19 protein-coding genes are annotated in these 21,195 nt (G+C 62.3%); 10 read left to right on the top strand and 9 right to left on the bottom strand.

Features of this window, described 5'->3' with window-relative positions:
* Positions 1-300 precede the first annotated feature (300 nt).
* From PG887_RS00380 to rnk, 5 genes are all read left to right on the top strand, one after another.
* Positions 301-1,692, top strand: coding sequence for an alkaline phosphatase (locus PG887_RS00380; protein ID WP_128343774.1), 1,392 nt, complete (start codon positions 301-303; stop codon positions 1,690-1,692).
* A 24-nt stretch (positions 1,693-1,716) separates the two neighbouring features.
* Positions 1,717-3,084 (top strand): alkaline phosphatase, encoded by a 1,368-nt coding sequence (locus PG887_RS00375; protein WP_171865824.1) that lies wholly within the window; start codon positions 1,717-1,719, stop codon positions 3,082-3,084.
* 50 nt (positions 3,085-3,134) lie between these two features.
* Positions 3,135-3,818, top strand: coding sequence for a hypothetical protein (locus PG887_RS00370; protein ID WP_039040263.1), 684 nt, complete (start codon positions 3,135-3,137; stop codon positions 3,816-3,818).
* Between the two features lie 81 nt (positions 3,819-3,899).
* A complete protein-coding gene (locus tag PG887_RS00365) occupies positions 3,900-4,634 on the top strand; it encodes a substrate-binding periplasmic protein (RefSeq protein ID WP_270820980.1) in 735 nt (244 codons plus the stop codon).
* Between the two features lie 233 nt (positions 4,635-4,867).
* Positions 4,868-5,263 carry a nucleoside diphosphate kinase regulator gene (rnk, locus tag PG887_RS00360; protein WP_010675253.1) on the top strand — a complete coding sequence of 132 codons (396 nt, stop codon included), beginning with the start codon at positions 4,868-4,870 and terminating at the stop codon, positions 5,261-5,263.
* A 108-nt stretch (positions 5,264-5,371) separates the two neighbouring features.
* Here rnk and PG887_RS00355 read toward each other — a convergent pair whose 3' ends face one another.
* Positions 5,372-6,499, bottom strand: a complete 1,128-nt coding sequence (locus PG887_RS00355) for a GGDEF domain-containing protein (RefSeq protein ID WP_128343776.1) — start codon at positions 6,497-6,499, stop codon at positions 5,372-5,374.
* A 461-nt stretch (positions 6,500-6,960) separates the two neighbouring features.
* Here PG887_RS00355 and PG887_RS00350 point away from each other — a divergent pair, with 461 nt between their 5' ends.
* The 5 genes from PG887_RS00350 (at position 6,961) to PG887_RS00330 (ending at position 10,665) form a co-directional block, all read left to right on the top strand.
* Positions 6,961-7,749 carry a transporter substrate-binding domain-containing protein gene (locus PG887_RS00350; RefSeq protein ID WP_010675255.1) on the top strand — a complete coding sequence of 263 codons (789 nt, stop codon included), beginning with the start codon at positions 6,961-6,963 and terminating at the stop codon, positions 7,747-7,749.
* Between the two features lie 99 nt (positions 7,750-7,848).
* Positions 7,849-8,793: an amino acid ABC transporter permease gene (locus PG887_RS00345; RefSeq protein WP_041201654.1), complete on the top strand. Its 945-nt coding sequence runs from the start codon at positions 7,849-7,851 to the stop codon at positions 8,791-8,793.
* On the top strand, positions 8,777-8,899 hold the full coding sequence (locus tag PG887_RS00340) for a hypothetical protein (protein ID WP_257692682.1): 123 nt from the start codon (positions 8,777-8,779) through the stop codon (positions 8,897-8,899). Before PG887_RS00345 ends, PG887_RS00340 begins: the two co-directional genes overlap by 17 nt.
* Positions 8,883-9,626 carry an amino acid ABC transporter ATP-binding protein gene (locus PG887_RS00335; protein WP_128343779.1) on the top strand — a complete coding sequence of 248 codons (744 nt, stop codon included), beginning with the start codon at positions 8,883-8,885 and terminating at the stop codon, positions 9,624-9,626. Before PG887_RS00340 ends, PG887_RS00335 begins: the two co-directional genes overlap by 17 nt.
* A gap of 199 nt (positions 9,627-9,825) precedes the next feature.
* A complete protein-coding gene (locus PG887_RS00330; protein ID WP_039040283.1) occupies positions 9,826-10,665 on the top strand; it encodes a sterol desaturase family protein in 840 nt (279 codons plus the stop codon).
* A gap of 67 nt (positions 10,666-10,732) precedes the next feature.
* Here PG887_RS00330 and PG887_RS00325 read toward each other — a convergent pair whose 3' ends face one another.
* The 8 genes from PG887_RS00325 to PG887_RS00290 all read right to left on the bottom strand — a co-directional run bounded on the left by PG887_RS00325 (position 10,733) and on the right by PG887_RS00290 (position 21,107).
* Entirely contained in the window at positions 10,733-12,142 is a 1,410-nt protein-coding gene (locus PG887_RS00325; RefSeq protein WP_042864109.1) for a basic amino acid/polyamine antiporter, read from the bottom strand.
* 9 nt (positions 12,143-12,151) lie between these two features.
* Positions 12,152-13,054 (bottom strand): homocysteine S-methyltransferase family protein, encoded by a 903-nt coding sequence (locus tag PG887_RS00320; protein ID WP_039040257.1) that lies wholly within the window; start codon positions 13,052-13,054, stop codon positions 12,152-12,154.
* A gap of 293 nt (positions 13,055-13,347) precedes the next feature.
* Entirely contained in the window at positions 13,348-13,890 is a 543-nt protein-coding gene (locus PG887_RS00315; protein ID WP_042017561.1) for a hypothetical protein, read from the bottom strand.
* Between the two features lie 18 nt (positions 13,891-13,908).
* The gene (locus PG887_RS00310; RefSeq protein WP_029314751.1) at positions 13,909-15,228 is read right to left on the bottom strand and encodes a hemolysin family protein; all 1,320 of its coding nucleotides are present in this window, start codon (positions 15,226-15,228) and stop codon (positions 13,909-13,911) included.
* A gap of 241 nt (positions 15,229-15,469) precedes the next feature.
* On the bottom strand, positions 15,470-16,180 hold the full coding sequence (gene phoU, locus PG887_RS00305) for a phosphate signaling complex protein PhoU (RefSeq protein ID WP_029314752.1): 711 nt from the start codon (positions 16,178-16,180) through the stop codon (positions 15,470-15,472).
* Between the two features lie 99 nt (positions 16,181-16,279).
* Positions 16,280-17,098 (bottom strand): phosphate ABC transporter ATP-binding protein PstB, encoded by an 819-nt coding sequence (gene pstB, locus PG887_RS00300; protein ID WP_010675264.1) that lies wholly within the window; start codon positions 17,096-17,098, stop codon positions 16,280-16,282.
* Positions 17,099-17,202: 104 nt separating this feature from the next.
* Entirely contained in the window at positions 17,203-18,852 is a 1,650-nt protein-coding gene (gene pstA, locus PG887_RS00295; RefSeq protein ID WP_201985112.1) for a phosphate ABC transporter permease PstA, read from the bottom strand.
* A gap of 17 nt (positions 18,853-18,869) precedes the next feature.
* Positions 18,870-21,107 (bottom strand): ABC transporter permease subunit, encoded by a 2,238-nt coding sequence (locus tag PG887_RS00290; protein WP_113070044.1) that lies wholly within the window; start codon positions 21,105-21,107, stop codon positions 18,870-18,872.
* Positions 21,108-21,195 lie beyond the last annotated feature (88 nt).

Here is a 21,195-nt window from a genome sequence, read left to right as displayed (position 1 = left end):
TGCGGGCGCTCGGGGTTGCGGGTGCGTGGTGATGCGCCAGACCGCTGGCACTCATCGCAAGGGGGCGCATTTTACCTGCTGCGGCCCCGATTTGACAGGCTATTCTTGCCGGGTGTTGTCACCCGGGTGGCCGGATGCCCGCTACGCCACCGGGAGGTGAGTGGCAGAACACAATCAACATAACCCATTGATATAAGATAACATTTACAAGGCGCTTTCACCGCATTGTCATCTCTCTTCACTAAAAGTGTCATCTGCCCCCTCTAGGCTGCGCTCAGGTTTCACAAGGAGCGAACCCCAATGAGAAAGATGGCAGGACTTGCAGTGATGATAGGCGCCGCCCTGGCCGCCGGCTGCAACTCCAACAACGACAGCAACACCCCGGAACCCCGCGCCAAGAACGTGATCTTCTTCCTCGGCGACGGCATGGGTCTCAACACCCTCACCGCCTCCCGGATCTATGGCGTCGGTGAAGAGGGCAGCCTCACCATCGACACCCTGCCGGAAACGGCCTTCATCAAGACCTTCTCCCACGATGCCCAGGTGACCGACTCGGCCCCCTCCATGGCGGCCTACATGACCGGGGTCAAGAGCAACAACGGCGTCATCAGCATGGACAGCGACGCCACCCAGGAGAGCGATTGCAGCCAGAGCGGCGGCAAAGCGGTGACCACCCTGCTGGAGCTGGCCAAGGCCGATGGCCGCGGCACCGGCGTGGTCACCACCACCCGGGTCACCCACGCCACCCCGGCCGCCACCTATGCCCATATCTGCAACCGGGATCTGGAGGCTGATATCGCCGTCCAGATGGTGCCGGGGGGCAGCGGTTACAACAGCGCCCTGAAGGAGGGGCTGGACGTGGTGCTCGGCGGCGGCAGCAGCTTCTTCCTGCCCAGCGCCGACAAGGGCAAGCGGACCGATGGTCGCAACCTCATCGACGAGATGAAGGCGAAGGGCTATCAGTTTGCCGCCACCCTGGACGAGCTGAACCAGGCCGATGCGAGCAAGCCGCTGCTGGGCCTGTTCGGCTCAAGCCACATGAAATATGACCTGGACCGACCCGCCAGCGAGCCGTCACTGGCCCAGATGACCCTGGCTGCCATCAAGCAGCTCAAGGGCAAAGAGAAGGGCTACTTCCTGATGGTGGAAGGGGGGCGCATCGATCACGCCCTGCACGACACCAACGCCAAGCGCGCCCTGCAGGATACCCTCGCCTTCGACAACGCCATCCAGGCCGCCATCAATGAAGTGAAGAAAACCGATCCCGAGCTGAAAAACACCCTGATCGTGGTCACCGCCGACCATGACCACACGCTAGTCCTGAATGGTTATGCCAAGCGCACCGGCAAGACCACGGCAGGCAATGCGGGCGTGCTCGGGCTGGTGAAGAACTACGAGACCGGCGAGCCGAGCAAGGATAGCGATGGCATGCCCTACACCATCATCGGCTTTGGCAACGGCTACAACCGGGTGGACGGCCCGCGCAGCAGCGTGGCGGCCCTCGACGACGCCACCGCCTCCGCCGACGACTATCACCAGGAGGTGGTGGTCAAGGTGGGCGAGATAGGCAACGAGACCCACGGTGGTACCGATGTCTTCCTCGGCGCCATCGGCCAAGGGGCGGAGCGCTTCCACGGCTCTCTCGACAACACCGCCGTGTTCGGCAAGATCAAGGCTGCGGCCAAGCTGTAAGGGATTATCAGGATGAACATCACCATGAAAAAGACGCTGGTCTGCACCGCCCTGCTCGGCACGCTTGGCGGCCTCTCCCAGGCGCACGCCGCCGATGCCAAGAACGTCATCCTCTTTATAGGTGACGGCATGGGCCCCACCGTGCTCACCGCCACCCGCCTGTTCAAGGTGGGGGAAGAGGGGGATCTCGAGATGATGAAACTGCCCCAGAGCGCGCGCATCAAGACCTTCTCCCACGATGCCCAGACCACGGACTCCGCCCCCTCCATGGCGGCCTACACCACCGGCGTCAAGATGAACAACGAGGTGATCGCCATGAGCAGCGACACCAGGGCCGTGGCACCGTCCAAGGATGCCAACGGCAACAAGGGCATCAACAACTGCACCAGCGACAACGGAAGCCCGGTGCCCACCCTTCTCGAGCTGGCCAAGGCAGCCGGCAAGTCGGTGGGAGCCGTCACGACCACGGAGCTCACCCATGCCACCCCGGCGGCGACCTATTCCCATATCTGCCACCGGGATGCGGCCTACGCCATCGCCGAGCAGGCGGTACCGGGCGGCGCCGGCTTCAACCAGGCGCTGGGGGATGGGGTCGATGTGCTGATGGGGGGCGGCGCCAACCACTGGACGCCCTACAGCGCCAGCAACAAGGGCGGCCGGGCCGACGGCCGGGATCTCACCGCCGAGCTGACCGCCCGGGGCTACCGCTATGTCACCACCAAGGATGAGCTCTCTGCTGTCAACTCGGGCAAGGTGCTGGGGCTGTTCAGCACCAAGTCCCACCTCGACTACGAACTGGACCGCGTCGCCAAGGGGGCGGCCAGTACCCAGCCGTCCCTCTCCGAGATGACCGCCAAGGCGATCGATCTGCTCAGCCAGAACAGCCAGGGCTACTTCCTGATGGTGGAGGGGGGGCGTATCGACCACGCCCTGCATGCCACCAACGCCAAGCGATCCCTGACCGATGCGGTGGCGCTGGACGAGGCGGTCAAGACGGCCCTCGGCAAAGTGGATTTGAGCGATACCCTGATCGTGGTTACCGCCGACCACGACCACACCATGACCATCAACGGCTATTCCGCCAAGGGCAACAAAGTGCTGGATCTGGTCAAGAACGCCGATGGCTCGACCCAGAACGACGCGGATGGCAAACCGTTCACTACTCTGGTGTTCGGCAACGGCCCCAACCGCCAGGACCAGCGCCCCACCCTTACCAGCGATGAGGTGATGGCGGATGACTACCTGCAGGAAACCGGGGTCAAGCTCGGCTCCGAGACTCACGGCGGCGGCGATGTGATGCTGTTCGCGGGCGGCGCCGGCAGCAGCCAGTTCAAGGGCACCCTCGACAACACCCGGGTGTTCGGCAAGCTCAGGGAGGCCCTCGGCCTGTGATAAAGGGGCCCGGCACCGCGCCGGGCACCTTTTCCGTCGAGCGAGAGACGATGATGAAATATCTGCTTTCTTTATGGCTGCTGGGCAGCGCCCTCTCCTTTCCCCTCCTGGCCGACGAGGTGCCCGATCTGGCCGCCCGCATCCGCTACGTGGACAGGGTGACCGGCAGCGACGGCATCACCCGGGAGAGCCAGTGGCAGGAGAAGTGGCTGCGGGTCGGTGACCAGGTGTGGAGCCAGCGGCTCATTCCCGTTCCCCTGGCCCGTGCCTATCACGCCACCCACGATGCCCGCCCCGGCCACAAGCACTTCACTCACCAGATGGCGGCGCGCTGGGTGACCCGCAGCGAGGGAGACGCACTCCAGTTGCGCTACGCCGATGCCTGGCACAACCAGCTGGTGGAGGTGCCGCAGGAGGAGTACGGTCAAGTGGCCTTCAAGCCCGACTGGCCGCGGATCCGCCACCTCATCAACCCTTCCCTGTTAGAGGGAATGACACCGCTGGATGAGGCCGCCCCCGACCAGGCGAACTGGTACGAGACCCGCGAAGGTCGCCAGCGTACCCGCATCCTCTGGTCGAGCCGCTGGCAGTTGCCCCTGGTGGTGGAGTCGGCAAGCCTCGACGGTTATCGCAGCTACCGGATGGAGGTGACGCTCAAGCCGCTGCCAAAGACCCTCCCCTGGCAGCAACTGGCAGGGTACCAGACCCTGGATCTGCGGGATTTCTTCGACTGATCCCCCCAGGCGGCAATCGCCTGGCTGACATGGCGTAACGGGATGTTACACTCTCTGTACTCATCCCGGACCCGAACATCCATGCGCCTTGTTACTCTGCTTCTGCTGCTCTCCCCTCTGATCGTCTGCGCCTTTTCGGCCCGTGCCGTGGTCGTCGTGGCCGCGGACATTCCCCCCTATGTGATCCGCGCCCAGCAGGGTGCGCCGAGCGGCATGGCCATCGAGGTGCTGGAGGAGGCTGCCCGCCGCCTCGGGGAACCGCTCGAGATCGAGTTGATGCCGCTGGCTCGCGCCCTCAGCCAGGCCAGCCACCGCCCGGATGTCCTGTTGTTGCCCCCGGCCCGAAATCCCCAGCGCGAACCACTGTTTCTCTGGATTGCCCCCCTGCTGGGGGAGGCCTTCGTGCTGGTCAGCCATCGCCGTCACCATCCAGCGCCGCTCTCCATGAAGACGCTGCCTGGCCTCACCGTTGGCGTGATGCGTGGCTCCCATAGCCAGAGCCTGATCCAGCCGCTGACAGGGGTGACCCGGGAGCTGGTCACCGAGGAGGTCAGCAACGCCAGCAAGCTGGCGCGCGGCCGCATCCAGGCCTGGGCGGTGGCCTGGAACACCGCCCGTTACAACCAGCAGCGGGCGGGCCTGCCGCTTCCGGATCTGGTGCGGGGCGAGACCTTGCAGCAGAGCACCCTCTACCTGGCCGCCAGCCCCCGCTTCTCCCGCAGCGAGGCGCTGCGCTGGCGCCGGGTCATTCAGGAAATGAGGGAGGATGGCAGTCTCGCGCGCATCCTGCACCAGTACGATTACCAGGCTCCCTGATGAGAAAGTCAGCCCAATTGCCAAACCACCCCAGAATGGTTATGGTATCTCCATGAAAGCAATCATGATTTTTTCCAGTACGCTCACACCCCGCTGAGCCCCCGCCCTCGCCCCGCTGCGCGAGTCGCTCGGGGGCATCGCTTTTGCTGTCTGCTTATTACCCTTGCACCGTTTTTTGTCGACCAGTCTGCCCGTCATCCTGGTCCTTTCAGTCATTGATAAGGAAATACCCTATGAAACAGCCTCATCTCGTCATCTCCAGCCTGGATCTGGATCGCATCGAACAGCTGCTTGGCAACCACCCCCAGCACCTTGCCCTGCAAGAGGAGCTGGATCGCGCCGAGATCCGCGAACCCGCCGACATGCCGCCGGACGTGGTGACCATGAACAGCACGGTGCGCTTCAAGATGCAAAACAGTGGCAACGACTTCTGCCTGACGCTGGTCTATCCAAAGGATGTACAGGGGGACGAATCGAAGATCTCCGTGTTGGCGCCAGTGGGCAGCGCCCTGCTGGGGCTCAAGGTGGGTGACAGCATCGCCTGGCCTGGGCCGGCCGGTCGCACCATCCAGGTGGAGATCCTGGAAGTGGTCTATCAGCCGGAACGCGCGGGGGAGTTGCACCGCTGACAGGCCGCCAGGCGGCCATTCTGGTCTGATGCGACCAGGTGGCTGACTCGGTATGCCTTTGTCCGGTCGGAGCCGACGGCCACCGGCCGGGCATGACCTGACGGGGGATCAGGCCCCCTGACAGATCCGGTTCTTGCCCTCCCGCTTGGCCTGATAGAGAGCGCGATCTGCCAGGCTGAACAGGGTGTCAAAGTGCCATTCACGGGCGCTGGGCACCCACCCCAGGCTGGCCGTCACCCGGACCCCCTTCAGCTCCAGCGTTTCTATTCCCTGGCGGATCTGCTCGCAGCGCGCCTGCTGGGCCAGGGGGTCCCACTCGGGCAACAGCAGCACAAACTCTTCCCCGCCGAAGCGGCTGGCCACCAGATCCCGCTGGCCGGCAAGATAGCGACCCACCGCCTCCAGCACCCTGTCCCCGGTCTCGTGACCGTGGCGATCGTTGATCTGCTTGAAGTCGTCGAGATCCAGCACCACCAGCGCCCCCTGCCTTGCCATCGTCACGCAGTGATCCATGAAGCCGCGCCGGTTCAGGAGGCCGGTCAGGGGATCCTGGCTGGCCTGTCGCCGCAGGGCCAGGGCCCGGTACTGGGTACAGAGCAGCAGCACCCCGAAGGTCGACAGATAGTTGCCCATCAGCATGGAAAGGAAGGGGAGCACATTGACCGCATGCTGATCCATCAGGACCCGCACCTCGCCGCCGAGCAGGGCCCCCATGCGCACCAGATTGAAACCGTAGAGCAGGATGTTGACCACGGTGAACACCAGCACAGCGGGCAGATAGTCAGGGTAGCCATGGCGCCAGATGAGCCAGACAATCACCGCCCCCACCATCATGTAGCTCAGGCAGGCCAACAGCACCCGGGGGGCCATCTTGTCGTTGAAGATGACGCTCCAGCAGAGGATCAGCAGGTAGACCAGCATGAAGAGGGTGAATGCCCGCCAGTTTGGCGGCTCCCCGAAGAAGCGCTGGATGGCGAGTGGCATCAGGGCGAGGCAGAAGGTGATGAGCAGGTTGGCCAGCCAGATCCCCGCGATATGGGGGGCAAATGCCTGCATGAAGAAGAGCGATTGCGCCGCCAGGGCACAGAGGCTGGACCACCACCAGAGCCCGAGACCGGGTATTTCCCTGTGGGTCGACCAGATGATGGAGAGGGTGATGAATCCCAGGCTGTAGCCCCCGAGGGCCATCAACATCAGGGTAAATACGTCCAGATTGAGCAGAATTGAGGCGTCCATTCCCGAACCTTCCAATGGGGATGGCTGAGTATATGGGAAGCCCATGACAAGACACAGAGGGAGCCTATGGGCCGGGCAAAAATATTTGCCCTGCTCGCACGCCTCATTCCCCGTGAAGCGTGCCGGGCAACGCCCTGTCTGTGCCCGGATTTTCCACCGAGACGGCCGCCGGATATTTTGCACTTGAACCGGCGCCATTAGATAGATATGTTGTTTTCATGTGGTTTTATGAGTCACCACGAGGGATAAAAGTCTCCATAACTTATTGAGTCTTCTGGCACAAACAGGTTTTGGTACATTTTTCATCCAACGAACCATTCATAGAATCTCATATGGGGCTTTTGCCCCGACCAAGACAATAATCCTGTCTTGCCTGCTGCCGGATGCAGCAGTCTCTTGTGCCATGGAGTCGCACGGGAGCAGGTTCAAGGCCGACCACATTTACGACAGAGACGTCATTTATGATCAAAAAACTCATTCTCTCTACCCTGCTGCTGTGCGGGCTGGCAAACGCCGCGCCCACTTCCACCCTGGATGCCGTGCTGGAACGCGGTGTGCTGCGGGTCGGCTTCGATGCCGGCTATCAACCCTTCGAGATGACCAACAAGCAGGGCCAGTACATCGGCTTTGACGTGGATCTCGCCAAGATGGTCGCCAAGGAGATGGGCGTGAAGGTGGAGTTCGTCAACACCGCCTGGGACGGCATCATCCCCGCGCTCTTGACCGACAAGTTCGACGTCATCATGGGTGGCATGACCGTCACTCCCCAGCGCAACCTGCGCGTGAACTTTGCCGATCCCTACATCGTCGTCGGCCAGACCATCGTGCTTCGCAAGGACAAGGCGGGCGAAATCAAATCCTTCCAGGACCTCAACGATCCCAAATACAAGATCGCGGTCAAACTCGGCACCACCGGCGAGCAAGCGGTCAAGCGCATGATCCCCAAGGCCACCCTGCTGCAGTTTGAAACCCAGGATGACGCCAAGCTGGAAGTGATCAACGGCAAGGTGGATGCCTTCGTCTACGACCTGCCCTACAACGCCATCTTCGCGTCCCAGAACCAGGGCGCCGTGGTACACCTCGACAAGCCGTTCACCTTCGAGCCGCTGGCCTGGGCCATCCGCAAGGGGGATCAGGACACCCTCAACTGGTTCAACAACTACCTGCGCCAGATCAAGGGCGACGGCAGCTACGACCGTCTCTACAAGAAGTGGTTTGAATCCACCGCCTGGCTGAACCAGCTCAAATAACCTCTCAAAGGGGCGGCATGCCGCCCCTTCACGCAGACTCCCCACACGATAACGACAAAAGAGGTTGTGACAGTGATCAACCCCAAACTCACAAGACAGATGGAAAAACAGCCCAATCAGCTGCTCTGGCACGGGATCTTCCTGCTGCTGGTGCTGGCCGCCATTTTCGGCATCTACAAGGCCGTGCAGGCAGTGGATTACACCTGGCGCTGGGAACGCATTCCCCAGTACATCGCCTATCAGGCAGAACAGAAACACTATGCCGAGTTTGACGGCACCGTGGTCGCGGACAAGGGACAGCTCTTCCTGCAAGACGATCTCGACCCCAGCCGCCGTCAGGCCATCGCTCCCAAGGGCTCCCAGCTGGCTGAAGGGGATACCGTCTTCCTCGGCGATACCCTGGATGTGCAACTGAGCTGGACCGCCGGCCCCATTGCCTGGGGCGTCTGGGTCACGGTCAAGCTCTCCCTGGTGGCGGGCATCTTCGCCATCCTGCTTGGCACCCTGGCCGGTCTGGCCCGCCTCTCCCCCAATCCGGCCCTGCGCAACCTGGCCGTGACCTATGTGGAGCTCATCCGTGGCACCCCGTTGCTGGTGCAGATCTTCATCGTCTATTTCTTTATCGGCACCGTGCTGAACCTCGACCGATTCACCGCTGGTGTGGCGGCGCTCGCGGTCTTCACCGGCGCCTACGTGGCGGAAATCGTGCGCGCCGGCATCAGCTCCATTCACAAGGGGCAGATGGAAGCGGGCAGAAGCCTTGGCATGACCTCGGCCCAGACCATGCGCTACGTCATCCTGCCTCAGGCCTTCAAACGGGTGCTGCCACCGCTCGCGGGCCAGTTCATCAACCTCATCAAGGACTCCTCTCTGGTCTCCGTCATCTCCATCACGGATCTCACCAAGGCGGGGCGCGAAGTTGTCAGCTCCACCTTCAGCCCGTTCGAGGTGTGGTTCACCGTGGCTCTGCTCTATCTGGTGCTGACCGGCACTCTCTCCTTCCTGGTGCGTCGTCTGGAGGTGAAATATGCGCGCAGCAACTGATCCCGTTATCAAGGCGCCATCGGTGTCGAAACGTTCTGCCATCACCGGCACTCCCTGCCCCTTCCCGGTGCGTCGTCTGGAGGTGAACTATGCGCGCTGCAACTGATCCCATCATCAAGGCGACCGGTGTAGAGAAGTTCTACGGCACCGAGGTGCACGCCCTGAAAAACGTCAGCACCCAGGTGACCGAAGGGGAAGTGGTGGTGATCGTGGGGCCGAGCGGCTCGGGCAAGTCCACCTTCCTGCGCACCCTCAACCAGCTGGAGACCATCAACGATGGCAATATCGTGGTCGACGGCATCAGCCTCACCGAGCCCGGGGATGTCAACAAGCTGCGGGAAGAGGTGGGCATGGTGTTCCAGTCCTTCAACCTCTTCCCTCACCTGACGGTGCTGGACAACATCACGCTGGCCCCCCAGAAGGTGAGAGGGCTCTCTCGCCAGGAGGCTGAGGAGCGGGCCAAGGCCCTGCTGCTCAAGGTCGGTCTCTCCAACAAGGCCCAGAGCTACCCCTCCCAGCTCTCCGGCGGCCAGCAGCAGCGGGTGGCCATCGCCCGGGCGCTCGCCATGCAGCCGCGCATCATGCTGTTTGACGAACCTACCAGCGCCCTCGACCCCGAAATGGTGGGAGAGGTGCTGGACGTCATGAAGGGGTTGGCCCGCGAAGGGATGACCATGGTGGTGGTGACCCACGAGATGGGCTTTGCCCGGGAAGTGGCGGACAGAGTGCTCTTCATGGAGAGCGGCGAGCTGCTGGTAGACGAGAAACCCACCGACTTCTTCGACAATCCCCCCTCCCCGCGCCTGCGCCAGTTCCTGAGCCAGGTACTATAACCCGCGATGCACCAACACGAAGAGGGAGCCCATGGCTCCCTCTTCTATGCTTGCCTTCCCCCCAGATCATCTCCCTGGCGCATTGCTTGCCGCAGCCTTTTGCCATCTGGTTGTCACCACGCCAACGAGCAAGGATGTTAATGAAATTTTAAATTCATCCGGTATGCTGACATCCAACTGGTCCAACCGGATGGCTCACATGGATGTGCAACTGCTCCTGCTCTACCTCTCGCCCCTCTTTCTGGTTTTCATCGGCTGGGAGATGCTCTACCTGCGAAAACACGGCGCCGCCTATCCCACGGCGGGCTACCAGTGGAAGGATCTCTTCGCCAATGCCACCCTGGCACTGATGCATCAGGGGGGCGATGCCCTGGCCGCCATTGCCATCGCCTATCTCTATGACACCCTCTGGGGCTGGCGACTATTCGATATCGAACTGAATCTCTGGAGCCTCTTGCTGCTCTTTCTGTTGCAGGATCTCTGCTACTGGCTATTCCACTTCGCGAGCCACCATGTGCGCTGGCTCTGGGCCTCCCACGTGGTGCACCACAGCTCGGAGCGGCTCAACCTCTCCACCGCCTTTCGCCAGAGCCTGATGTACCCGGTCTCCGGCATGTGGCTGTTCTGGATCCCCATGATCCTCATCGGCTTCCCCCCCGAGGCGGTGGTGGCCACCGTACTCTTGAGCCTGGGTTTTCAGTTCTTCGTTCACACCCAGGTGGTGGGCAAGCTGGGCAAACTTGAATGGATTTTCAACACCCCCTCCCACCACAGGGTGCACCACGCCAGCAACGCCAGATACATCGATCGCAACTTCGCCGGCGTGCTCATCATCTGGGACCGGCTGTTTGGCACCTTCGTGGAAGAAGACTTGGGCGAGCCGTGCCGTTTCGGCATCACCAAGCCAATCCACAGCTTCAACCCGCTCACCCTCACCTTCCACGAGTGGCGCGACATGCTGCAAGAGGCCCGGGGCCTCCCCTGGCGGCAAAAGCTCGCCGTGCTGTTTGGCAAACCGGCGGGCCCCACCAGCGGTTGACCCACCGACCAGGATAAAAATAGAGCGCCCAGGGGCGCTCTTTTTCATGACAGGGACACCCCCCGGGTCAGACGTGAACGAAGGACCAGACGGCGGGGATCAGGCTCAGCAGCGTCACCCCGGCCAGCAGCCGTTCGCGCCCGCTGAGCCGCTGTTCGGCGCCGAGCTGGCGACGGCTGTAGAGAAACAACAGCAGACCCGGCCCGTAGAGCAGAAGCGACAGCAGCAGGTACTCCACCCCGGCGGCGTAGAGCAGCCAGAAACCATAACCGCTCGACACCAGCGCCACCACCCGCATCAGGCCGCGGCCCTGCCCACCCTTGCCACTGAAGACCAGCTTGAGCAGGAAGAGGCCGATGAGCAGGTAGGGCACCAGGATCATGGAGGTGGAGATGAGCAGCAGGTTGGTGTACCCCTTGCCAAGCAGCCACACCAGCAGCAAGCAGCCCTGCACGGTCAGGCTGGTGAGCCAGAGCGAGGCGATGGGGGTGCCGTTGCGGTTCTCGCGCCGGAAGATGGCCGGGAAGGCCCCGTGACGCGCCGCGCTGAACGGCACCTCGGCCGAGAAGAGGGTCCAGCTCACGTAGGAGGCGAGCACCGACACGATGAGGCCGGCGCTGATGAGCAGCTTGCCCCAGGAACCGGTCATCTGGGCCATCAGTCCCGCCATGGAGGGGTTGGGCAGGGCCGCAAGCTCCGGGCGGCTCAATATTCCGAGCGCCAGCACCGAGATGAGCACATAGAGCAGCAGCGCCAGCACCACGCCGAGCACGGTGGCGGTGCCCACATCCCGCTTGTTTCTCGCCCGGGCCGAGAGCACCGCTGCCCCTTCGATGCCGGTGAAGACCCAGAGGGTGATGAGCATGGTGTTACGCACCTGCTCGGAGACCGGTACCGCCAGGGTGCTGCCCTCCTGATCCGCCGCAAAGGTGACCGGATCGAACCAGTAGCAGGCGAACAGGATGAACAGCAGCAGCGGCAGGCTCTTGGCCAGGGTCGCCACCAGATTGAACAGGGCCGCCTGCTGCACGCCGCGGGCCACCAGCAGGTGCACCGCCCAGAGGATGCAGGACTCGCCGACAAAAGCTGCCAATGTGTTGCCCTCGCCAAACCAGACCCGCTCCGGCGTGTCGACAAAGCTGCCCAGCGCCGCGAAGGCGATCACCAGATATCCCACCACGCCGATGGTGGCACAGAGCCAGTATCCCCAGGCGGAGAAGAACCCCACCAGCTCGCCAAAGCCGGCTCGGGCATAGCTGTAGATGCCGCCGTCGAGCTCGGGTTTGAGCCGCGACAGGTAAAGGAAGCTCATGGCCAGCGCCAGTATGCCGACCCCGGTGACGGCCCAGCCGATCAGCACGGCGCGGGCGCCCGCCACATCGGCCATGTTCTGGGGCAGGCTGAAGATGCCGGCCCCCACCATGGAGCTGAACACCAGCGCAGTGAGGGACCAGAGCCCGATCTTGCTCTCTTTCATGGGCGCTCCTTAACGCAGCCGGCTGGCCAGCGCCTCGATGTGTTCCGGACCGATGCCGCAGCAGCCGCCGATGAGGTTTGCCCCGGCTCTGCGCCAGCGCTCGGCCCAGCCGAGGTAATCCAGCGGCCCCAGATCGCCGCGGATCTCGTCCAGACCGTCATTGGCAGTCGCCTCCTTGGGCTGGGGCGGGAAGGCGTTGGCATAGGCGCCGAGGCGAACGTCGGTGCGCCCCTGAACCTGCAACGCGGCGACGGCCACCTTGAGCGCCCCTTCAATCACCTCGGGCTGGCAGCAGTTGAACAGGATGGCATCCACCCCGGCCGACGCCAACGCGGTCACGGCATCCGCCACCCGCTCGCCGGAGCGCAGGGTGGGCTCGCTGCCCGGCGCTTCGTCTTCCAGAGTAAAGGAGACCCAGAACGGCTTGCCGTCCTCGGGCAGCAGGGCCTTGAGGGCCAGGGGCTCGGCGATGAGGCTCATGGTCTCCGCCAGCCAGAGATCCACATGGGGTGACAGGGCACGGATAAGCGGTGTCGCCAGCTCGCTCACCCGCTCGGCCTGATAGAGGTCCGCACGATAGGAGCCAAAGAGCGGCGGCAAGGAGCCGGCCACCTTGACGGCTCCCCCCTGCTCGTCGGCCACGTCTCGGGCCAGTTGCCCGGCCAGAGCTGCAAGTGCCTCCCCTTGGGCGGCAAAGCGCGCCTCGCCGATGTGGAAGGGCACCAGGGCATAGCTGTTGGTAGTGATCACCCGGGCACCGCTCGTCGCATAGGCCTGGTGTACCTCGCGCACCGTCTCGGGCGCTTCCATCAACGCCAGCGCCGACCACTCCGGTTGACGGAACGGCGCACCACGCCGCGCCAGTTCACGGCCCATACCGCCATCGAGTACCCACAAATCCTGCTTGTCCATCTCTGTCTCTCTGCGTCTCCCCGCCATGACGGGTGTTTATTGTGTGAAACCACATTAAGCCATCAAAACATCTAGACGGCTAGAAATCCCAAATATCATGACCCAAAGTAGAACAAGAGGCAATCGGGGGCTACGAACAAATCCGGGCAAGCTCAGGATGATGGCGGCAAAGGGAGATCTCCCCGGCACAGGCATCACCTGGGCAGGCACTGAAACGACAAGAGGCCACCCCGGGGGGTGGCCTCTTGTGAAACAGGGGATCAAGGCGGGCACAGCCGCCGATAACCAGGGGCTCAGCGCCCGGCCAGCACCCGCTTGGTCTGCTTGACCCAGTCGGAGACCCGGCCCTGCTGGGGATAGCCCTGCCAGATCTGCTCCCACTGGGCGGGGCTGAGGGGGCGGCCCAGCCGACGCTGCACCCCGGCATAGAGGTAGTCGTGGGCCGTGGTGCGTGCCTGGGCCGAGGTGAGGAACTTGGCAACAGGGTCGGTGAGACGCACGTCCCGCATGCCGAGCAGCGGATAGTCGCTGTGCACCGCCGCCAGCATGGTCTCGCGCATGGCGGATTCGATGTAACCCCGGGCAAACAGGGCGGTGACCGATTCAAGCGACCCTTGATCCGGGCCGTGATACTCCTCGTCGAACACCGGGCTGGGCTCTGCCACGGCGCTTTGCACCACCGCATCGGGATCCTGCTGCGGGACCACCACGGCAGGCTCGGGGGTAACGGGTTTGGCAGGCGTCACTGGCTTGCGCGGTGCGCTCTGGCTGCAGGCACCCAGTGCCAGGGCGAGCGCCACACAGGCCAGCGCACGGGAATGAGTCTTCATCTTCATGATTGCTAACGAACTCCTTTAGGATTCCTGAGCGGGCTTCTCATTGCTCGCAGGTTCTACCCGGGTGACCAGCAACTGGTCAATCTTGTAACTGTCGATGTCCACCACTTCGAACTTGTAACCGGCATATTTGACCGAGTCGGTGCGCTTGGGGATCTTGCGCAGCATGTACATGATGAAACCGGCGATGGTCTCGTAGTTCTGGTTTTCCGGGAACTCCTCGATGTCGAAGGCGCGCATCACGTCGGAGATGGGGGTCACCCCGTCCACCAGCCAGGAGTTCTCGTCCCGCTGGACGATCTGCTCTTCCACCACGTGGGTGGCCCACTCCCCCATGACGGTGCTCATCAGGTCATTCATGGTGACGATGCCCACCACCAGGGCGTATTCGTTCATCACCACCGCAAAATCGCCGCGATGGTTCTTGAAGTACTCCATCGCCTCGTAGAGGTTGAGGGTGTCGGGAATGATGATGACGTTCTGCACCAGGGAGCCGCTGTTGAGATCGATGCTCTGGCCGCCGATGACGCGGATCAGCAGCTCCTTGGCATCCACGAACCCCTTGATGCTGTCGAGGTTGTGGTCGCACACCAGGAACTTGTTGTGGGGGTGCTCGGCGATCTTCGCCTTGATGCTCTCCTCCCCCTCTTGCAGGGTGAAGTAGATGAGGCTCTCCCGCGCCGTCATGGCGGAAGTGACACCCAAGGACTGGAGCTCGAACACGTTCTCGATGAGCTGGTGCTCCTCGCGCTGGATGACACCGGCTTCGGCACCTGCATCCATCACCGCATAAATATCGTCGGAGGTGATCTCGTCGTTGCGCACCATGGAGATGCGCATCAGCCGGAACAGGCCATTGGCCATGCCGTTGAACAGCCACACCAGCGGCATCAGCAAGGTGACGCACAGCATCATGGGACGCACCACCACCACGGCGATCCGCTCGGGCATGGTCATGGCAAGGCGCTTGGGCATCAGGTCCGCTATTAGGATGAACATGCCGGTGACGAAGACGAACGAGGCCGCGGAGCTAATCTGGCCGAGCCAGGGCCCCTGATAGAAGCCAGCAATCAGCTCTCTGATGGCGGGATTGAGGGCGGATTCCCCCAGGATACCGCCGAGGATGGCGACGGTATTGAGGCCTATCTGCACCACGGTAAAGAAGTTGCCCGGCTGGGCCTGCAATGCCAGCACCTTCTCGGCGTGGCGGTTGCCCTCGTCGGCCATCACCTGCAACTTGATCTTGCGGGAGGCGGCAAGGGAGATCTCGGAGAGTGAGAAGAACACGCTGCCGGCGACCAGCAGCATCAGAAAGAACAAACTATCGGCAAAACTCATGATTAACCTATTGCGACAGCCGCCTTAGCACAAGACGGCAAACTGGGCCCGGGAAACCGGACCGTGACTCCATCCGGGACTCACACAGGGGCCATATTCTAGCAGAAAAGCGCCCGCTGGGTGGCGTTATCTTGAACTGCCGTGCCATGCAATGAAAAAGGCGCTCAAAGCGCCTTTTTATTCAATCAGGGTTGGATTCCCATCGTGCAGCCGCGACGGAGTCTCCACTCAAGGCGCCCGATCAGCCCTTGCCCAGCAGATCGCTCAGGTCATCGGCCTTAGTGTGACGCACATCCTTGCCCTTGACGTAGTAGACGATGTACTCGCAGATGTGCTGGCAGCGATCACCGACCCGCTCGATGGCCCGTGCCGCCCACAAGACGTTCAGCACCTGCGGTATAGTGCGCGGATCTTCCATCATGTAGGTCATCAGCTCGCGGATGATGGACTCGTACTCCCGGTCCACCTTGTCATCTTCCTTGTAGACCGCCAGGGCGGCATCCAGATCCATGCGGGCGAAGGCGTCCAGCACGTCGTGGAGCATCTTGATGGTGCGACGCCCCATGTTCTCCAGCGACACCAGCGGTGGCTGGGGCTTGTTGGCGTTGTCGGTCAGCATGCGGGCAATCTTGTCCGCCACGTCGCCAATCCGCTCCAGATCCGTGATGGTCTTGATGATGGCCATCACCAGCCGCAGGTCGGACGCGGTGGGCTGACGCTTGGCGATGATGCGGGTGCACTCCTCGTCGATCGCCACTTCCATGGCGTTGACCTTGTGGTCGTTGGCCACGATCTTGCGCGCCGCATCCAGATCCTGGCCATGGATGGCGGCGATGGCGTCGGTGAGTTGCTTCTCCACCAGCCCCCCCATCACCAGTACCTGATTGCGCACGCTCTCAAGCTCGGCATTGAACTGACCGGAGATGTGTTTGTTGAGGTTCATATTGTCCATACCAGTAATCCTTGTTGCTCCGATTATGCCTTAGCCGTTGAACTGACTGCCAATCTGTTTGTTGATGCTCATCTTGCTCATCTCAATCAGCGGCATCCCTTAACCGTAACGACCGGTAATGTAGTCTTCGGTCTTCTTCTTGGCCGGGGTGGTGAAGATGGTGTTGGTATTCGAGTACTCGATGAGTTCCCCCATGTACATGAACGCGGTCTGATCCGAGACCCGCGCCGCCTGCTGCATGTTGTGGGTCACGATCACCACGGTGAACTGGCTCTTGAGCTCGTTGATGAGCTCCTCGATGGTGAGGGTGGAGATGGGGTCCAGCGCCGAGGTCGGTTCATCGAGCAACAGCACTTCCGGCTCGATGGCGATGGCACGGGCAATCACCAGACGCTGCTGCTGACCACCGGAGAGGCCGAAGGCGTTGTCGTGCAGACGATCCTTCACTTCCTCCCACAGGGCGGCACCGCGCAGGGAACGCTCGGCGGCCTCGTCCAGAGTACGGCGGTCATTGATGCCCTGCAGGCGCAGGCCGTAGACCACGTTCTCGTAGATGGACTTGGGGAAGGGGTTGGGGCGCTGGAACACCATGCCCACCTGGCGGCGCAGGGCGGAGACATCCACGCTCTTGTCGTAGATGTTGTGGCCGTGCAGCTGGATCTCCCCCTCGATGCGGCAAATCTCCACCAGATCGTTCATCCGGTTGATGCAGCGCAGCAAAGTGGACTTGCCGCAACCGGACGGGCCGATGAAGGCGGTGACCTGACCCTTGGGGATCTTCATGTTGACGTTGAACAGCGCCTGCTTGTTGCCGTAGTACAGGTTGAGATCCTTCACCTCCAGCGCAGTCTGCTCCGGGGTCAGGTTGAGCAGGTCGGTGGCGGTGTGCGGGGCCGAACTCGGTGTTACGTTGATCATCTGTTTACCTCAAATTCTCTTGGTGGCAGCGGGCAAACGTCTTGCCCGCTGCCGGAATATCTGGTTGGCAGGGAAGGTCCCTGCCCGTCTCTGTAATGGCTGGATTAATGTTCCAGCGACCGGAATTTCTCGCGCAGGTGGTTACGAATACCGATCGCCGTCAGGTTGAGGCCGACGATCACCGTCACCAGCAGGAAGGAGGTGGCGTAGACCAGAGGACGCGCCGCCTCGACGTTCGGGCTCTGGAAGCCCACATCATAGATGTGGAAGCCCAGGTGCATGAACTTGCGCTCCACGTGCAGGTACGGGAAGTTGCCGTCCATCGGCAACGTGGGAGCAAGCTTCACCACCCCCACCAGCATTAGCGGCGCCACCTCGCCCGCCGCACGGGCAATCGCCAGGATAAGGCCGGTCATGATGGCCGGGCTGGCCATGGGCAGCACGATGCGCCAGAGGGTCTCGGCCTGGGTAGCACCCAGCGCCAGCGAACCCTGGCGAATGGTGCTCGGGATCCGGGCCAGCCCCTCTTCGGTGGAGACGATCACCACCGGCAGGGTCAGGATGGCCAGGGTCAGGGCTGACCAGATGACTCCGGGGGAACCGAAGGTCGGGCTCGGCAGCGCTTCCGGATAGAAGAGGCGGTCGATGCTGCCCCCCAGGGTGTAGACGAAGAAGCCCAGACCAAACACGCCGTAGACGATGGAGGGCACCCCCGCCAGGTTGATCACCGCGATACGGATGATCTTGGTCAGGCTGTTCTTGCCCGCGTACTCGTGCAGGTAGACCGCCGCCACCACCCCGAGCGGGGTCACGATGATGGCCATCAGGATCACCATGAAGACGGTGCCGAAGATGGCCGGGAAAACGCCGCCCTCGGTGTTCGCCTCCCGGGGGTCATCGGAGACGAACTTGCCTATCTGGTGGAACCAGTGACCCACCTTGGCCATCAGGCTCATGTCGTTGGGCCAGACCACATCCAGCACCCGGGACATGGGCATGGTCACCAGTTCGCCGCGCATGTCCTTGACGGTGATGCTGTCTCTGTCCGCCTGGGTACGCAGGGAGAAGAGCTCTTTCTCCAGCACCTGATAACGGTCGTTGAGCGCCTGACGCTCGCTCGCCAGCTCGGCTTTAAGCTGATCGGTCAACTTGTCATCCAGCTCGGCCTTGCGCTCTTTCAGGCGCAGGCGCTCCAGCTGATAGTTGATGCTGCCGATGGCCCCTTTTTGCAGGTCGTTGGCTTGGCTTGAGAGGCCGTTGGCACGGGCCAGCACCCGCTGCAAGGCGGGATGCAGATCCGTGGTCAGCTCCTGGCCATCTTCCTTCACCGAGGTGATGTAACCATAGAAGTTGCCGTTGGTGGCGCGTTCCACCATGGCGAGCTCCGCCGGCTGGGTGCGCGATTTGATATCGGTCTCCAGCACCCAGCGAAAATCGAGGTCCACGAACTCCCGGTTGCCGGTCTTGACCAGATAACGGGTGATCTCTTCGCGATCCTCCCCTTTCAGCGCCTGGCCTGCGGCGCGCAGGCGCTCCACCGGCACCAGCTCCCGGTCGTTGATCTCGCCAATCAGGACGCTCTTGTTGCCGCTTGCATCTTCAAGTTGCCACTCATAGATGGGATGGGGCCAGAAATAGACCAGACCACGCCAGCCAATCAGCAACAACAGACCCAGTACGGCCACCAGACTCAGGCTGACGGCGCCCCCCGTCATCCAGATCCAGGGGGCCCCCGATTTAAACCACTTACCCATTGTCGATTCCTTAGTCCTTACAGAGAGCTGTACTTTTCACGCAACCGCTGGCGGACGAATTCGGCCAGGGTATTGAACAAGAAGGTGAACACAAACAGCACGAAGGCGGCGAGGAAGAGCACCCGGTAGTGGGAGCTGCCCACTTCCGATTCCGGCATCTCCACCGCGATGTTCGCCGCCAGGGTCCGCAGCCCCTGGAACATGGAGAAGTCCATGATGGGGGTGTTGCCGGTGGCCATCAGCACGATCATGGTCTCGCCCACGGCGCGGCCAAGGCCCATCATCACCGCCGAGAAGATGCCCGGGCTCGCGGTGAGGATCACCACCCGGCTCAGGGTCTGCCACGGGGTCGCCCCCAGCGCAAGCGAGCCCTGGGTCAGGTGCTTGGGCACCGAGAAGACCGCGTCTTCGGCGATGGAGAAGATGGTGGGGATGACCGCAAAGCCCATGGCGATACCGACCACCAGGGAGTTGCGCTGGTCAAACTTGATGCCCATGTCGTGGGTCAGCCAGATGCGCGAATCACCGTGCATGAAGGCGTTCTCGATGATGGGGCTCAAGGCGAAGGCGCCCCATCCGATGAACAGCAGCACAGGGATGAGCAGGATGGCGTGCCAGCCTTCCGGCAGCCAGGTGCGGCCGCGCTCCGGCAGATAGTTCCACACCAGAGCGGTGAGCAGCATGCCCATGGGCAGCAGGATCAGCAGCAGGATCACCCCGGGCAGGGCCCCTTCGATGATGGGCGCGAGCCACAGACCCGCCAGGAAGCCGAGGATGACGGTCGGCAGCGCCGCCATGATCTCCACCGTCGGCTTGACGTATTTGCGCAGCCCCGCCGACATGAAGTAGGCGGTATAGATGGCGCCGGCGACGCCGAGCGGCACCGCGAACACCATGGCATAGAAGGAGGCTTTCAGGGTACCGAACACCAGGGGCACCAGGCTCAGCTTGGCTTCGAAGTCGTTGCTGGCGGAGGTGGACTGCCACACGTACTGGGGCTCGGGATAGCCTTCATACCACACCTGTTGCCAGAGGGCAGACCAGGTTACCTCGGGGTGATCGTTCTCGACGTCAAAGACCTTGAAGTCATCCCCCTGCTGGGTCAACAGCAGGTTGTGGCGAGGAGAGATGGCAACGGCAGCCAGGTTGCCCCCGTCAATCTTCTCGCCAAGCAGCTTGGCTTCGCCGGTGGCATGGAAGAAGTTGATGGTGCCGTCGCTGCCTGCGCTGATGAAGCCCTTGCGAAAGTGCTCGGGGGTCAGCAGGGCGACCGGCGCGTCACTCTTGAAGTCACGGATCTGGGTGAACTGGCGCTTGCCATCCTTTGCCACCTCGAACCACTGGGAGATGACGCCGTTATCGTTGCCCACCAGCAGGGAAGACGCACCGGAGAGCAGGGCCACCTGGGTCACGCTGGCATTGGGGGCGTTGATCTCCATGACATTGCGCAGGGAAATGTCGCTCAGGTTGTGGATGTCATAGACCGACAGGCGGTTGCCCTCGCGCACGAACAACAGGCGCAGGTTCGGGGTCAGCAGCATCTGGTCAACATGGCGTGGCAGGGACGGAATGGTGTAGGTCTGGTTGCTCCACTCGATTTCGCCGGAGAGGAAGTTCTCCTCGCCGCTCATCACCATCAGCACACCACGACCATCTTCGGTCACGGCCGCGGTCGCCATCTTGTCCTTGGTCGCCTCGAAGACCATGCGCGTCAGCGCCTTGCCCTGGGGATCGATCACCACGGGGGTCTCGCCGAAGGGATATTGCAGGCTGGGCTCGATGACGCGCACGTCATTGGGATAGGAGATCTTGAAATAGGGTTGCACCACCTGAGCCTTGCCGTCGGCAAACCCATAGGCGATGAGTTTCTGGCCCGGCGCAGGCGGCGCGACCGCCGTGATCTCGCCGTTCACCTGCGCCTCGCCAATCACCTGTCCGGTCTTGATCTTGCCATCCGGTTGCACGGCAAAGAATTTGACCTTCCCCTGGTCGCTGAAGCGGTAACCTATCTCGTTTTGCTCCTCGACCCCGAGCCAGGCGGTCTTGCCCTTGATGGGCAGGCTGAAGGAAGCGGTGCTCTCCATGCTGGCGCCATTGAAGATGGGCTTCACCACATAGAGCAGGTAGAAGAAGATAAGCAACAGCGCCACCAGCACCAGGGCTCCCCCTGTGGTGACGCCATATTTGGCCAATTTATCCTTGATCCGGCGTTTTCTACTGCCCGCCATGACCAGATTTAACGATTCCGATGACATGCAAGACCTCAATGTGAGCTAGGCTTGGCGGCATTATATGGCGGATGCATGACAGTTTTGTTACATCAACAGCGGCAAAGAGCGCGGG

This window comes from Aeromonas sp. QDB14 (genome assembly GCF_027707845.1).
GTDB classification, from domain to species: Bacteria; Pseudomonadota; Gammaproteobacteria; order Enterobacterales; family Aeromonadaceae; genus Aeromonas; species Aeromonas caviae.
This window is presented reverse-complemented; position numbering and strand designations above follow the sequence as displayed.